General features: G+C 65.4%; 11 protein-coding genes. 2 read left to right on the forward strand and 9 right to left on the reverse strand.

Annotated features, from left to right (window positions below; all coding sequences use genetic code 11):
- Window positions 1–82: 82 nt before the first annotated feature.
- Window positions 83–2029 (reverse strand): WD40 repeat domain-containing protein, encoded by a 1947-nt coding sequence (locus O6Y00_RS11745; protein ID WP_353442802.1) that lies wholly within the window; start codon window positions 2027–2029, stop codon window positions 83–85.
- 119 nt (window positions 2030–2148) lie between these two features.
- The gene (locus O6Y00_RS11750) at window positions 2149–2484 is read right to left on the reverse strand and encodes a hypothetical protein (RefSeq protein WP_353442803.1); all 336 of its coding nucleotides are present in this window, start codon (window positions 2482–2484) and stop codon (window positions 2149–2151) included.
- 335 nt (window positions 2485–2819) lie between these two features.
- On the opposite strand from O6Y00_RS11750, the gene O6Y00_RS11755 reads away from it, so the two are divergent.
- Complete coding sequence (locus O6Y00_RS11755) at window positions 2820–4115, forward strand: N-succinylarginine dihydrolase (protein WP_353443026.1); 1296 nt, start codon at window positions 2820–2822, stop codon at window positions 4113–4115.
- A 61-nt stretch (window positions 4116–4176) separates the two neighbouring features.
- Here O6Y00_RS11755 and O6Y00_RS11760 read toward each other — a convergent pair whose 3' ends face one another.
- The 7 genes from O6Y00_RS11760 to O6Y00_RS11790 all read right to left on the reverse strand — a co-directional run bounded on the left by O6Y00_RS11760 (window position 4177) and on the right by O6Y00_RS11790 (window position 14665).
- Complete coding sequence (locus tag O6Y00_RS11760) at window positions 4177–7221, reverse strand: TonB-dependent receptor (protein ID WP_353442804.1); 3045 nt, start codon at window positions 7219–7221, stop codon at window positions 4177–4179.
- Between the two features lie 373 nt (window positions 7222–7594).
- Window positions 7595–9181: a carboxylesterase/lipase family protein gene (locus O6Y00_RS11765; protein ID WP_353442805.1), complete on the reverse strand. Its 1587-nt coding sequence runs from the start codon at window positions 9179–9181 to the stop codon at window positions 7595–7597.
- Window positions 9168–10175, reverse strand: a complete 1008-nt coding sequence (locus tag O6Y00_RS11770) for a sugar kinase (RefSeq protein ID WP_353442806.1) — start codon at window positions 10173–10175, stop codon at window positions 9168–9170. The genes O6Y00_RS11765 and O6Y00_RS11770 overlap by 14 nt, the downstream gene beginning before the upstream one ends.
- Window positions 10176–10343: 168 nt before the next feature.
- Complete coding sequence (gene kduD, locus O6Y00_RS11775) at window positions 10344–11111, reverse strand: 2-dehydro-3-deoxy-D-gluconate 5-dehydrogenase KduD (RefSeq protein ID WP_353442807.1); 768 nt, start codon at window positions 11109–11111, stop codon at window positions 10344–10346.
- A 117-nt stretch (window positions 11112–11228) separates the two neighbouring features.
- Complete coding sequence (gene kduI / locus O6Y00_RS11780; RefSeq protein ID WP_353442808.1) at window positions 11229–12071, reverse strand: 5-dehydro-4-deoxy-D-glucuronate isomerase; 843 nt, start codon at window positions 12069–12071, stop codon at window positions 11229–11231.
- Window positions 12072–12083: 12 nt separating this feature from the next.
- The gene (gene uxaC, locus O6Y00_RS11785) at window positions 12084–13526 is read right to left on the reverse strand and encodes a glucuronate isomerase (RefSeq protein WP_353442809.1); all 1443 of its coding nucleotides are present in this window, start codon (window positions 13524–13526) and stop codon (window positions 12084–12086) included.
- 98 nt (window positions 13527–13624) lie between these two features.
- A complete protein-coding gene (locus O6Y00_RS11790; protein ID WP_353442810.1) occupies window positions 13625–14665 on the reverse strand; it encodes a LacI family DNA-binding transcriptional regulator in 1041 nt (346 codons plus the stop codon).
- 151 nt (window positions 14666–14816) lie between these two features.
- Between O6Y00_RS11790 and O6Y00_RS11795 the strand changes: the two genes are divergently transcribed.
- Window positions 14817–15614: a 2-keto-4-pentenoate hydratase gene (locus tag O6Y00_RS11795; RefSeq protein WP_353442811.1), complete on the forward strand. Its 798-nt coding sequence runs from the start codon at window positions 14817–14819 to the stop codon at window positions 15612–15614.
- Window positions 15615–15647 lie beyond the last annotated feature (33 nt).

The raw sequence follows: 15647 nt of genomic DNA on the forward strand, positions 1-15647 counted from the left end.
CGGCTTGGCCTGACCGCCACGGATCCGCCGGGCATGCACAGCTGCATGGGCGTGCACTGCTGATAGCGACGGTCATGCGTCGTCAGGCGAACGACGGGGTCGGGATACGCGCCAGATCGTCGGCGCGGAGCGGCGCCAGTGCCTCTGCAGACGGCCGCCCGATCGGCCCCATCGCCACGATCCGCTCGTTGTGGATGCGGTAGAGGTGGCATTCGCCAGACCGCCCCCAGGTGATGAAGTCCATCGGATAAGCATCGCTACCCGCCGGATCGAGCCAGGCGAGGCCCTTGGCATAGTCGATCTGGTCCCGAACATGGTCGAGCGGGGCGCCGGTATCGAAATCGAACAACCCGATCGTGCATTGATAGCTGATCGCCAGCAGGTAGCGTCGGCCGCGATCCCAGATGAAGTCCTCGATCGTGTTCTGCATCCTGGCGACCAATGTCGTCGTCTCGCCGGTCGATACGTCCAGGCGGACGATCTCGCCCGAACTGCCATACAGCAGCGTGGTGGCATCGATCCAACGGATCCGCTTCACCCGCGCGCACTCTGCCGTGACGAACGGCGTGAAATCGGCGAGCTTGACGACATGGAGCGTCGTTCCGAACGGCGCATAGGCCAGAAGGTCGTGAATGGGATTGTATGCGAGCGCCCAGATCGCGCGGGCGAACGGCTGCGCGTCGTCCTGATGCCGCGTCACCGCCAGGCGCGTCGCGATGTCGACCGCGACGATGCGCCCGTCTTCGGTCGCGGCGACCAGCCCCTGGCCGCTGGCATCGAAGGCGAGATCACGGATAGCCGAGCCGAGATTGGTCACTAGGTCGAAGGCGTCGAGTGTTCCCGCCCAAATGTCGCCGTCGGTTCGTCCGAACGCAATATGCCCGCTTGCCGGGTCGTACACGATCCGCTTGGTATAGCTTTCCGCCGCCATTGGCAGAACGATCCGCCGCGTCTCGAACACTTGCGTCCTGCTCTGCTCGCCGACATCGCAGAACCGGTAATGGACGAGGAAATCGCCCTCGCCCGCCGCCAGCATGTCGCCGTCGGTCAGCACGACGACGCTCCACAGCGCATCGGGAACGTCCTTGATCACCGCGATCGTCTCGCCGGTCGAGAGGTCCGCCTTGTAGAGGCCACCGTTGCGGCTCTGGACGAGTAGGATCGACGGAGAGCGCTCCAGCGTCTTTGCCCAGACGCATTTGTAGCCGGGCGAATAGACGACGCCTTTCGACGCCAGCGTGACCGGATCGACTTCGTAGACGTTACGATCGAAGCTGGTACCGAACGCGCGTCTGCTGGTCCGATTATAGGTCAGGAACTCCATATCGTCATGCGCGAAGCGTACGCCGAACTGCGGTGGCGAGTCCGACGCGATGTCGACTTTTGCAGCGAGGCCAAGATCGCTCGCGACCAGATACACGCTGCCCGACAGATGCTCCGCCCAATGCGCCACGACGTCGCCGAACCGCCAGCGCCGTATTTCCCGGCCATCCTCGACCAGCACCAGGCTCGCATCGCGACCGGCGCTGAGCACGCCGTCGCCCCCTGCGACGAAGCGCGTCATCTGCACGTCCCAGTCGTCATGGAGCCGCAACGCCCAACGCTGTGTCAGCGTACCGTCGTCGTCGAATTCGAGTTCCACCGTGCCGCCATTGCCGGTGCGCGTCACGATGCGTCGTTTGCTGTCGTGAAACCCGAGCGCGACGCTGTGCGAGAAAATCGGCGCGATCGCCGCGTCGTCGTTGGTACAGGCGAGATCGCGGATCGATGCCTGGCCGACACGCGTCAGCACAGCGTCGTCGCCGATCCGCCAGATCGAAATGGTGCGGTCGTTCGACAGCGCCGCCAGATAGGGCAGCGTTGGATGCGCCGTGAGCGCATGGATCGTGCCGCAATGAGCCTGGCCATGACGGACGACGAGAAAGCTGTCGATGTCGATGGTCGAAATCCGGCCGGCAATATCGCCTGCGAACATCACTTGCTCGGTCGCATCGACACAGAAGCATTCGTAGCGCCGGGCGTTCGACATGGGACAAGGCCTTGCTGCGAAGGTCGACGGACCGGGATCGGCATGCCGCGCCCCGTCCGCCGAAACTTCGGATAATCGATTGCCGTCACTTCGGGCGGCGCGTGTGGCAGCCAGCGCGTTCAGAACCGCGGTTGGGGTATCTCTGCCTTGATCACGAACCCGAGATCACGGATCTTCAGATCAGCGATCAGTGCCGTCGGCACCTTGATGCGCGACAGTTCCGCACTGTGGCTGCCGCCCGTGGTCTGAACATCGAAATGCGCCTTGGCATCCCAGCCCTCGGTCGCGCGCTGTGCCCACAGACGTTCGATGACGTATTTGAGCTCGTCGTTGGTCAGTTTGACCGGCAATGCCTTGCGTAGCGCTTCACCGGCGTCTGCAACGCCCTTCAGGGCAATAGCGCCCTCGGGCGTGTCCGCGAGCCAGTTCAACGCAGTGGTGACGTTGTTTGCCATGATCTTCTCCTTGCGTCTTGCATGAAGAATCCGCGCCGATCGCGTTGATAATCTGCAAGTCGCATAAAGCTAAAGCCACATCTATATGCTGCATATCGGATAATAAACCGATATGGATCGATACGGTGAAACCTTGTTTAATACGGATTTAACTTCCTGATATGCATAAGTGTAGTACATCTGATACTTACTTGGAAATTATCAGTTCGCATATGAACATGCTGCGTCGGCAGCTAGGCTTCTCCGGAGTCCCCAAAGCTATTCCCTATCCAGAACGGTGCCTTGCGCGGTAAGAGCCGCAATCATGGGCCGCAGAGCCGTGGAACGAGGGGAATATCGGCGTGATCGAGGTCAATTTCGACGGGATCGTTGGTCCTACGCACAACTATGCCGGGCTTTCGATCGGCAATCTCGCATCGTCCGCCAACGCGGGCGCAACGTCTGCACCGCGTCTCGCCGCGTTGCAGGGCATCGCAAAGATGCGGCAGCTGATGCGGATGGGGTTGAAGCAGGGCGTGTTCCTTCCGCATGCCCGGCCGAATGTCGGGTGGTTGCACGCACTCGGCTTCGACGGCAGCGATCCGGAAGTTCTCGCGGCGGCCTGGACCGAGGACCCCGCGCTCGTTGCCACGGCGATGTCGGCATCCGCGATGTGGGCAGCCAACGCCGGCACCGTATCGCCCTCGGCCGATACGCGGGACGGGCTTTGCCACCTTTCGGTCGCGAACCTCTCGACGATGCCGCACCGCGCCAGCGAGGCTATCCAGACCGAACGGCAATTAAGGCTGGCCTTTGCGGATCCGCGCTATTTTCGCGTGCACGCCCCCGTCCCTTCTGCCTTTGGCGACGAGGGTGCGGCCAACTTCATGCGCCTCGCCCCCGCAGCCGGCGGCCCCGCCGTCGAGATGTTCGTCTATGGCGAAGGCCGTGCCGGCGGCTTCCCGTCGCGCCAGCATCGCATCGCCAGCGAAGCCGTCGCGCGGCGTCACGGGCTCGATCCCGCCCACACCATGATGGTCCGGCAAAGCGACGCGGCGATCGCGGCCGGCGCCTTCCACAACGACGTCGTCGCGGTGGCGAACGGCCATGTCCTGTTCGCGCATGAGCAGGCCTTCGCCGAACCGCGGGGGCTTTACGCGGCGCTGCACCGCCTCGTGCCGGACGCCACGATCATCGAGGTTCCCGCGGACCGGGTGTCGCTCGATACGGCGATCCGGTCGTATCTGTTCAATTCCCAGCTCGTCACCCTGCCAAGCGGCGGCATGGCGCTGGTGCTTCCCGCGGAAGCCCGCGAGAACGCCGACGTCTGGGGCTGGCTGGTGGAGATGGTTGCGGGCAACGGTCCGATCCGACAGCTCGAGATCGTCGACGTCCGGGAATCGATGCGCAATGGCGGCGGCCCAGCCTGCCTGCGGCTGCGCGTGCAGGTCGAGCCGGATGCGCTTGCCGCGATCGATCCCCGCTTCCTGCTGGACGAACCCGCCTGTCGACGGATGGAGGACGTCATCGCACGGGCGTGGCCGGAAGCGATTGCGCCGGAAAATCTCGGCGATCCCCGCCTTTGGGAGCGATGCGCCAGCGCCCGTGCCGCACTGACCACGGCTCTCGGATTCGGACCGGACGAGATCTGACCAAAAAAAGGGCGCATCCCCGCAAGGATGCGCCCCAAGTCGGGAGAGAGGCCGCTACGATCTACATCTTGAACCGTGCGCCCATCAGGAACGTCCGGCCGAAGTGATTATATTCGTAGTTCCGGTTCGCATCGAGATCGGTGTACCGGCTGCGATAATTGTCGGTGAGGTTCGTCCCCTCCAGCGACACTTCGACCGCGGGGGTCAGCTTGTAGCGCACCGACGCGTCGACGTTCAGCGTCGAGTTATAGCCTTCGAACAGATTGCCGGTCGCCGAGCTGCCGTCGATATAGGGGCTGCGATAGCTGACCGAACCGCGCGCGCTGAACTTCTTGTCCTCGTAATACAGCGTGCCGTTATACGCGCGCTTCGACAGACCATAAAGCGTCGCGGTGCGCGTCGTCGCCGGTAGCGACCCCAGCACCCCGCCGGGCGTCAGGACGGCGCCGGTGACCGGATTGAAGGTCGGCCGCGTCACCAATGTCGCCGGACCACCCTGCGTATAGTCCGCCTTCGAATCGACGAACGTCGCGTTGGCGAGGAAGCCGAAGTTCTTGAGGAAGCCCGGCAGGAACCGGAAGCTCGACTGGAGCGAGATTTCCATCCCCTTCAGCGATGCGCCGGTGCCGTTGATCGGCGCGTTGATCTGCCAAAGCTGGCCTTCGGGCGCGCCCGCCGCGGGCGAACTGGCGGGGATCACCGACAAGGGCAAGCCGGTCGACGCGAAGGTGCCGCTCCGCGGCTGCGTCACCGGGAAGCTCTCGATGTTCTTCTTGAACACCGCGACCGAGAAGATCGATTGCGGCGCGAAATACCATTCGGCGGCCAGATCGAACGCGGTCGCGCGGAACGGATCGAGCTGCGGATTGCCGAACGTCACGCGGTAGTTGAAACCGTCGACCGACCCGCCCGGGGTCAGGCTGCCGAGGCTAGGCCGCGTCAGCACCTTGGCGATCGCGCCGCGCAGGATGATCTTGTCCGTCGGGAACAGCGCGATGTTGATCGCCGGCAGCCAGTCGTCATAGCTGCGCCCGACCGTCGCCGGCGTGTTGACGGTGACCCCGCCGACGACCGCCGACGAGATGCCGGTCGATTTCTGCGCGGTATGGGCATAGCGCATGCCCGCATTCGCCGCGTAGTTCAGGCCGAGAATGTCGCCCTTCACGTCGAACTCGGCATAGCCGCCGGTGACTTCCTCGACGACGCTGCGGGTATCGCCGACCAGCACCGTCGGCGTGCGCCCGTATAGGCTGGTATAGGCCGCCGACGCGTCGATGTTCGGGATCAGGAAACCGGTCGTCGAACCCGCGGGCTGGCCGGCCTTGCCCAGATTGAAGATCTCCCCGAGATTCCCCGCGGGAAAGCCGTAGACCGCGGTCGGGCCGAAGGCGGTGCTGGGCGAGCAGGTGATCGTGCCGAGCACGACGTCGCGTCCGCCCGCCGTCGGACAGACGACCGCGTCGCGCGAAAAGCCCGCGGTGTCGAACGAGAAGCGCCGGTACATGCCGCCGGCCTTGATCTGGAAGCCCTCGGTCACGTCCCATTCGGTGCGCAGCTGCGCGGTGCGGAACTTGTTGACCGTCTCGGACGGCCGATCGCGGATTTCGGCCAGCTGGAAATTCGCGGGATCGGTCACGCTGGTGCCGAAGGTGAGCTTCGGACGCTTCATGTCGATATAATCGTAGCCATACCCTTGCGCGTCGCGGTCGTCGAACACGAAGGTCGTCTCGACCGGGATGGTCGCATCCGATTTCGAAAAGCCGCCCATCAGAGTGAACCGCAGCTTGTCGGAGATATCCTGATCCCAGCTGCCGCCGAGCTGATAGAATTCCGTCTGCGACTTGCGCAGATAATGCTCGGTACGCACCCATGCGTCGTTCAGCGTTGCCTTAATCAGATTGTTGTTGTCGTCGATCGTGTAATTGCTGATGTCGATCGAGCGCTCGTTCGACCGCAGCAGCACTTCGCCCCATTTCTCCTCTCGGGTTTCCTTGAACCGCGAATAGAGCCCGTCGATCGAGACCTTCGTGGCATCCGAGGGCGACCACTGGATACTGCCGGTCAGCCCCAGCCGCTCGCGATCGTGCCGGACCGAGCCGTAGCGCGGGATGCGGGGATGGAACGCGAGCGCCGCTTTGTCGCAAACCGCCGCGCTGGTGTAGGTGCCGCCGCGGTTGGGTTGCGTGAAACAGGGTGTCCCGCCGACCGAGTCGAAGACGCCTTGCGCCCAGCGGACGCTGTTGTTGCCGAGTTCGAAATTGTTGGTCTTGGTGTACGCGCCCGACAGGGCCACGCCGAACGTGCCGTCGGCCGACTTCCACGACAACAGGCCCGCGAGCCGCGGACCGAAATTCTTGCTGAGATCATTGTAGCTCGCCTGCGCCGACCCGACGAGCGTGAAGCCGGTCTTGCCGCCAAGCGGATTGCCCGTGTTCAGATCGACGACCGCACCGAGCGAGCCTTCGTCGAGCGACGCTTCGGCCGTCTTGTGGACGACGATCGAATTGAAGAGTTCGGACGCGAAGACGTTGAAATCGAACGCGCGATCGCGGTTCGAGCTGGCCCCGTCGGTCGAGGTCGCCACCGTCTCCAGGCCGTTGACCCGGACGCGCGTGAACTGCGCGCCAAGCCCACGCACCGTGATGGCGCGGCCTTCGCCCGCATCGCGCTGGATCGAGATACCGGGGATGCGCTGCAACGACTCGGCCAGGTTCTGGTCGGGAAACTTCGCGATATCCTCCGCGACGATCGCGTCGACCGATGATACCGACTGGCGCTTGACGTTCAGCGCGGCATCGAGCGAGCGGCGGAAACCGGTGACGATGATCTCGGCGGTTTCGCTGTTCGGCGATACGGTTTCGGCCGCCACTCCATCCTGTGCCGCGGTCGTCGCGGCGGGGTCGGCGGGCTGGCCTTGCGGTACGACGGCGGTTTGCGCCGGTGACGGATCGACCTGCGCCGGCGTTCCCGGCGTCACGCTGCTTGGGATTTGCGCAGCCTGCGCGAACGCGGTCACAGGCATGGCGAGCGCGAGAACGAGGCTGCCGGCAGAAATACCGCCCAGCCAGTTCATCCGCTGATTCGCTACCGTCGCTTGAACGTCCATTGCTTCACTCCCCGTTCGGTCAACGCCGATGACACCGGTTACGGTTCCGACCGTCCGCCGAACCGCTACCGCCCTGATATCTTGGGGAATAAGACCCGTTGCTGGGAACGGGGGCATCTCATCCTCTCCCGGACGGCCAGTTGTTGCTGGTCCGCGCGCCGATCCCTCAATGCTTAGGTAACCGGTGTCAGAACAATGTCCGACGATGCGTTGCGTGTCAACATGCCGCGACGCGGATCGTGTCGCCCGGGCACGACGAGGCTGTTCAGATCAGGATCGAGATCGGATATCTCAAGCGCCCTGCCCTGGCCGGCGCAAACATCGTCCGGGATCGATGCCGCCGGTCGTCGAGTGCCGGCGGTACCGATCGCCGTCAGGTTCCGGGCTGAATATAGGGTACACGCGCAAAAAGTTCGCGCTGCCACCGCCGTGGATCGTTCGTCACGGCCGACCGCGCATCGAAGATCATCGTCGCGCGCGTCGACAGGTCATAGCGCGGCCAGTGCGGCGCGCCCGTATGATCGGGGTTGCCGGTGGTGGCGAACGCGACGAAACTGTCCTGCATCGCCTTCGACGCGGCGCGCGCATCGGCCGCGGTGCCGGTCTGCGACCCCGCCGCGTCCAGCGTTCCGAAGACCAGCGGGATGTCCATCGTGTGGAAGGCACCGCGCCGCGGATCTTTGCGCGACGCGAAGTCGACCTGATACACCCAGGTCGGCGCGCCAGCCTTCGCCCGCGCCTCCGCCTCGATAACCTGCCCGCGCCAGCTCCGCCCCGCGGTGGTCGCATCGTAGAATATGTCGATCGGCGACCAGGTCGGATACCGCGTGCGATACTGCGCCACCACCCATTCGGGCAGGATGTCGATCTTGAGTTCGGGCGCCATGCGTGCGGCGAGATTGCTCCAGTCGAGCCCCCGCACCTTCGGTGAATCCAGGCCGATGAACGCCCGCGTCTCGTCATGCGTGTTGCCCAGCATCATCGGGATGCCGCGCCCGAGCGGGTTCGCATCGGGCCAGAACGGGTGCCGGACAAGCCAGGTCATGTCGAGCACCGGCCCGAAATACACGCCGCCACCGATTATCGGATCGGTCGTCGTCAACGCGTCGACGAGCCTCTCGACTGGCATCGCCAGCAGCGGCGAAAGGTCGGTCTCGGCAACGCCCAGCTTGGCCAGATACGCCCTTGCGCGCGCGGTCGCGTTCATCGGGCCGGATGCCGTGACCTGTTGCCCGCTCATCGTCGCCGCGCGCTGGAACAGGCCGGCGGCCGCGGGCATGCCCATCATCGTCGCGATCTTGGCGCCGCCACCCGACTGGCCGAAAACAAGAACGCAGGCCGGATCTCCGCCGAACGCCGCGATATTGTCGCGCACCCATTTGAGCGCGAGGATCAGGTCGAGCTGCCCGGCGTTGCCGCTGTCGGGAAGCCGCGGGTCGAGCCGTGCGAGGTAGAGGTAGCCCAGCGCGTTGAGGCGGTGATTTATCGTCACCACCACGCAGTCGCCGCGTGCGGACAACGCCTGGCCGTCGTTCAGCGGGTCGGTTACGCTGCCGTTCGAATAGGCGCCACCGTGGATATAGACCATCACCGGTTTATTCGCGCGAACGTCGGCGTCGGCGGTCCAGATGTTGAGGAACAGGCAGTCTTCGGATTGCGGCCCGTACGGCCCCGCCTGCGGACACACCGGTCCGAACGCGCGCGCCGGAACTATGTCCCTCGTCGGTGGAACGGGCACCGGCGCCCGGAACCGCGCCGCGCGTCCGTAGCGGATGCCCTTGAAGGCGGTGACGCCCCCATATGGCGGGTCGGACGCTATGCCGGCAAAGGTGCCGGCGGAACACCGGATCGTCGTTGCCGGACGCGCCATCGGGGCCGCCCCGCTAGCGGCACGCCCGATCAGCGTGGCGGCACCGGCGCCGAGCACCGCCCGCCGCGTCCAGTGGTCAGCGTCGGACATCCAGCCCGCCTGCCAGATAGGCATCGATGTCGGCCTGCCGGAACAGGCTCGCATCGCCCGGCAGCGAATGCTTGAGCGCCGCGAGTGCCAGGCCGATGCGCGCCGTGTCCGCGATATCCTTGCCGGACCGCAACCCATGCAGCACGCCCGCCGCAAACGCGTCGCCACCGCCGATCCGGTCGACGATCCCGGCGAGGACGACCTCGTCGGTCTGGACATGCGCGGCCCGCGTATCGATCCGTGCGGCAAGGCGGTGGAGATCGACATGCTCGACATGCCGCGCGGTCGACGCGATCGTCTGCAATCGCGGGAAGGCTGCGAACGCCGCGTCCGCCGCCTCGCGCCGGCGATCCTCGGCATCCCCCGAAAAATCACGACCGAGCAGCAGCGCGATGTCGCGGTGGTTGCCGAACATCAGATCCGCGTGCTCGACGAGTTGCGTCAGGATCGCGCGTGGGTTCGAGTCCCACCGTTCCCACAGCTTGCCGCGCCAATTGCCGTCGAACGACACCGGGATCGCGCGCTCGGTGGCGGCCCTGACCGCAGCGAGCGCACTTTCCGCCGGGACCGGCCCAAGCGCTGGCGTGATCCCCGAGAGGTGGAGCCGATCGACTCCGTCGAGCAACGCGTCCCAGTTCCAAGCCGTCGAGGGCGCCTCCGCGAACGACGACCAGGCCCGATCGTAGATCACTTCGGTAGCCCGCAGGCCTGCACCCGACGTGACGAAATACAGCCCCATCCGCTCGCCGCCGAGCGCGATCGCCGCGGTGTCGACGCCGTGCCCGCGCAACGTCGTGATCGCCGCGCGACCGAGATCATTGTCGGGGACCATCGTCGCCATGCCGGTGTCGTGTCCGAGCCGGGCGAGCTGCGTCACGACGTTGGCTTCCGCGCCAGCCACCCAGACATCGAAGCGAGGCGACTGCATCAACAGTTCGCGCCCCGGGGGGGAAAGCCGCAACATGATTTCGCCGAACGCCAGGAACTTAGCCAAGATATCGCCTCTCCGTTATGCCTTCCCGGTCAAAGCGGCTTATCGCCGCCTGGGCCGGGGCGCCTACGACGTGCCACAGGCGTACCCGCCGGTGGAAGCCCCTTCCCTCATGCGCCAGGCGTCCTCGCCCCTGCCCAGCGCCAAGCCAGCGCCCCGCCATCGACGAGGTCAGCGCGCGAGCCAGCCGCCATCGACCGCCAGGATATGGCCCTGGACATAGGCGGCGGCGGCGGAGGACAGGAAGACGGCCGCCCCGCCCAGATCGCTCGCATCGCCCCATTTGCCTGCCGGGATCCGGTCGAGGATCGACCGGTTGCGGGTCTCGTCGGCCTGCAGCGCGGCGGTGTTGTTGGTCGCGATATAGCCCGGCGCGATCGCGTTGACGTTGATGCCCTTGCTCGCCCATTCGTTCGCCAGCAGCTTGGTGAGACCACCAATCCCCGACTTCGACGCGGTGTAGCTCGGCACGCGGATGCCGCCCTGGAACGTAAGCATCGAGGCGATGTTGACGATCTTGCCGGACCCGTGCGCGATCATGTGCCGCCCCGCCGCCTGGCACAGGAAGAACACCGACTTGAGGTTGGTGTCGATGACCGCGTCCCAGTCCTCCTCGGTGAAGTCGACCGCGTCCGCGCGGCGGATGATGCCGGCGTTATTGATCAGGATGTCGAGCCCGCCAAGCCTGGCCACCGTCTCGTCGACGACGCGCTGTACGGGTTCGATCGTCGACAGGTCGGCCGAGACGATCTCGGCTTTCCGCCCGAGCACGCGGATCTGCGCGACGGTATCCTCGGCCGGCGTGCGACCGACGCACGCGACGTCGGCACCCGCGGCGGCAAGCGCGAGCGCGATCGCCTGGCCGATGCCGGTGTTCGCACCGGTGACGATGGCGACCTTGCCGGTCAGGTCGAAGGGGCCAGGTACAGGAGTGGTCATGCTTTCTCTCTCATTCCCTTCCCGCTTGCGGGAGGGGTTAGGGGAGGGGAAATGCGGACCGACGCTCGTGGACACGCCCTCCCCCGACCCCTCCCGTGAACGGGAGGGGAGACGATTTTAGGCCAGCTGGCAGATATCCAGGACGTTCATGTCGGTATAATCCTGGTTCTCGCCGGCCATCGCCCAGATGAACGCGTACGCCTTGGTGCCCGAACCCATGTGGATCGACCAGGGCGGGCTGATCACCGCCTCCTCGTTCGCCATGACGATGTGGCGGGTCGCCTCGCCCTCGCCCATGTAGTGGAACACGCGGTCCTTCTCGAGATCGTCGAGCTCGAAGTAGAAATAGATCTCGCTGCGACGCTCGTGGATATGCGGCGGCATCGTGTTCCAGACGCTGCCCGGCTTCAGGACGGTGAGCCCCATCACCAGCTGCGCGCTGTCGCAGATCCCGGGAATGACCATCTGGTAGATCGTCCGCTCGTTCGACTCCTCGAGGCTGCCGCGCTCCAGCGTCGTCGCATCGCCGACCGAGATGACGCGCGTCGTGAACGCCTTGTGCGCCGGGCACGACGCCAGATAGAAGCGCGCACCGTCGCCGGAGAACTGCACGTCCTTCGCGCCCATCGTCACGTACAGGCAATCCTTGTTGCCGAGCGTGAACGTCCCGCCGTCGACCGTGACGGTGCCGTCGACCTTGCCGACGTTGACGACCGCGAGTTCGCGACGCTCGAGGAACGGGTGCCCCGCCGCCGATGCCGGCTCGGCCTGGTCGGGCAGCTTGACGCTACCGCTCGCCACCGCGACGCCGCCGATCACGAAGCGCTCCGCATGCGTGTAGTTCAGCACGCATTCGCCGTCGCGGAACAGGTCCTGGATCAGATACCGGTCGCGCAGTTCGTCGTTGGAGACGCACTCCATCATGTCGGGGTGCGTGGCGTAATAAGTGCGGTCGAACATAAAAGGCTCCGGTCAGGCCGCTTGCGCAGCGAAATGGGGTTCGTCGATACGGTAGGCGCGGCGGACTAGGCCGCTGGTGAGTTCGTGCGCGAGTTCAGCCGCTTCCCAATCAGTGAGGCGGTGTTCCGCCACCAGCCGCGCGAGAAAGCCGCAATCGACGCGCCGCGCGACATCGTGCCGCGCCGGGATCGAAAGAAACGCCCGTGTGTCATCGTTGAAGCCGACGGTGTTGTAGAACCCGGCGGTCTCGGTCGTCATCTCGCGAAACCGGCGCATCCCCTCGGGACTGTCGTGGAACCACCACGACGGTCCCAGCTTCAGGCATGGATAGTGCCCGGCGAGCGGCGCCAATTCGCGCGCGTACGTGCTCTCGTCGAGCGTGAACAGGATGACCGACAGCGCCGTGCTCGTCCCGAACCGGTCGAGCAACGGCTTCAGTGCGTGCACGTAATCGGTCCGCGTCGGGATATCGGCACCCTTGTCACGACCATGGCTCGCGAACAGCCCGGCATTGTGGTTCCGTGACGAGCCGGGATGGATCTGCATCACCATGCCATCCTCGACCGACATCGCCGCCATCTCGGTCAGCATCTGCGCGCGGAACAGTTCGGCGTCGGCCGGCGTCCAGTCCCCGCGCGTTACCTTGGCGAACAGTGCTTCGGCTTCGACGTTCGACAGGTTCGCGGTCGCCGCGGTCGGGTGGCCATGATCGGTCGCGGTCGCCCCGGCGGCGCGGAAGTCGGCGCGGCGCTTGCGATGTGCGGCGAGATAGCCCTGCCAGTCGTACACGTCCTCTCCGGTCAGCGCGGCAAAGCGCGCCATCGCCGGCGTGAACGCCTCATGCTCGACGTCGATCACGCCGTCCGGGCGGTAGGTGGTGACCACGCGACCACCCCAGCCAGATTGGCGGATCCGGCGATGCGCGGCCAGATCGTCGTGCGCGCCCTCGGTGGTCGCGAGAAACTCGATCCCGAACCGGTCGAACAGCGCGCGCGGCCTGAACGGCGCCGTCGCCAGTTTCTCGCCGATCAGATCGAAATACCGATCCGCGGTCGAGGAGTCCAAGGCGATGTCGAAACCGAACACATCGGCAAAGACGTGATCGAGCCAGAGCCGCGAAGGCGTGCCGCGGAACAGCGGGTAATGATCCGCAAACGTCCGCCATGCCGCCCGCGGGTCGGTCGCGGGCACACCGTCCCGCCGTGGGATAGCCAGCGCATCGAGATCGACGCCCTGGCTATAGAGCATACGGAAGAGATAATGGTCGGGCGCCAGCAACAGCGTCGTCGCATCCAGCCACGGCGCGTCGTCGGCGAACCAGGTCGGATCGGTATGGCCATGCGGGCTGACGATCGGCAGATGCGCGATCTCCGCGTAGAGCGTCCGGGCGATATCCCGCGTCGTCGGATCGGCCGGAAACAGCCTGTCCGGATGCAGTTCGAGGGCCCGCGCCATACCATCCTCTCTCATCATGCGATCGGCCGATTGCCGCCGCCGTCATCGATTCTGGTAACCGGTGTCAGCACGCTGCGCAATAATAATTGGTCGCGCCTTCATGCCGTCTCGGCGTCCAGCGGCGGTGCGACCGACCCGCGCCGGATCAATGTCGACAGGAACAACGAAGGCTCCTCGACCAGATCGCTGCCGTCGTCGGCGCCGGCGATCAGCTTCAACGCCGCGGACCGCGCCATCGACGCGATCGGCCAACGGACCGTCGTCAGCGGCGGCCACACATGCGCCGCGATCGGCGTGTCGTCGAAGCCGACGATCGACAGGTCGCGTGGAATGTCCAGGCCGCGCTGTCGAGCGGCATGGATGATACCTGCCGCCATCTCGTCGTTCGACGAGAAGATCGCGGTCGGTCGTGGCATGAGGTCGAGCAGCCGCTCGGCGGCGGCCAGTCCCGATTCGAACGTGTAATTGCCATCCGCGATCATGCTGCGCGGCAAGGCGATGCCGGCCGCGCCCAGCGCATCCTCGAAACCGAGACGTCGCTCGCGGGCAGACCGAAAGCCGTGCGGCCCGGCGACCAGGCCAATCCGCCGATGCCCTTGCGCGATCAAATATTCGGTCGCGATCCTCACGGCTTCGCGGTCGTTCGACGCCACCATATGATCGTTGTCGTCGATCACCGCCGACCCCATCCTGACGTAGCGGCAGCCGATCGCGTCGCACAGTCTGGCGACCGAGTCGTTCTCGCTGACCGGCGGCATCAACAGCACCCCGAACAGCCGCTGGCGTTCGAGGAAATGCCGCAGATCCTCGAGCATCGTCGCCGACCCGCGATCGAGTGGCCTAACGACCATCTCGAACTCGCTCCCGTGCAACGCCTCCAGCATGCCCTGCTGTACGTTCAGCACGGTCTGTGCATTCGGGTTGTCGTGGACCAGCCCGATCAGGAAGTTGCGCCGGAGTGCCAAGGCCCGCGCTTGCGGATTGGGAATATACCCGAGCTCGGCGATAACGTCCTCGACGCGCTTGCGCGTATCGTCGTTGAGCAGCGGTGACCGGTTGATCACCCGGCTCACCGTCTTCTTCGAGACGCTGGCGATCCGCGCCACATCGTTGATCGTCGGCTGACCGGTCTTCTGCATGGCTCGGCATAGCCGCAGGACATCGCAACCACCAGTGTCGCACGACCCACAAACCACGATGCGGCAATAAAACCCCGCGCTGCTTGTCAATGACACCGGTTTCCCATACGCTCGGGACAAAGCAGAGTATCGTAAAAAACAGGAGGGGTTCTTGACGGCACAGCCGGACACGACCGACATTATCAGGCATATCGCGCGCACCTTCGTCGATGCGCGACGCCGCGGCGCTGCCGTTCCCGAATTTCCGGGGCCGGTGCCGGTGACGCTCGACGAAGGCTATGCGGTGCAGGACGCGGCGCTGCTTCTGGCGGACGGCACGGTCGCCGGATGGAAGGTCGGTCGGATCAACCCGCCGCTCGATGGCGTGGACCGGCTGTCTGGTCCGATCTTCGACGATCAGGTCGTGGCGGCGACCGAGACCCCGGTGGCGATGCCGGTGTTTGCCGACGGGTTCGCGGCGGCGGAGGCGGAGTTCCTGCTGCGTCTCGGCACCGCGCCCGATCCGGCAAAGACACACTATACACTGGCCGAAGCGCGCGCGATGATCGACGCCGTCCATGTCGGGATCGAAATCGCGAGTTCGCCTTTCCCCGGTATCAACGCGCTCGGCCCCACCGTGACGGTGTCCGATTTCGGCAACAACAACGGACTGGTGATCGGTGCGGATGCGCTGGGATGGCGCGATGGCGACATCAATACCTGGCCAGTCGAATTGCTGATCAACGACGAACGGATCGGCGCTGCGACCACCGCGACCATGCTGGACGGACCGTTCGGCGCCGTGCGATACCTGCTGGAGCACATGGCGGCGCGGGGCATCGCGTTATCGTCCGGGCAGTGGATCTCGACGGGCGCTGTCACCGGTGTCCATCCGGTTGCGATCGGCGACCGGGTAGAGGCGCGTTTCGACGGACGGTTCGCCGTCCAGTGCACCATCAAGGCCCGCTAGAGGCTGCTTTTAACGGGAGAGGCCAATGGCGAT

This window comes from Sphingomonas faeni (genome assembly GCF_040407565.1).
GTDB lineage: Bacteria > Pseudomonadota > Alphaproteobacteria > Sphingomonadales > Sphingomonadaceae > Sphingomonas > Sphingomonas faeni_F.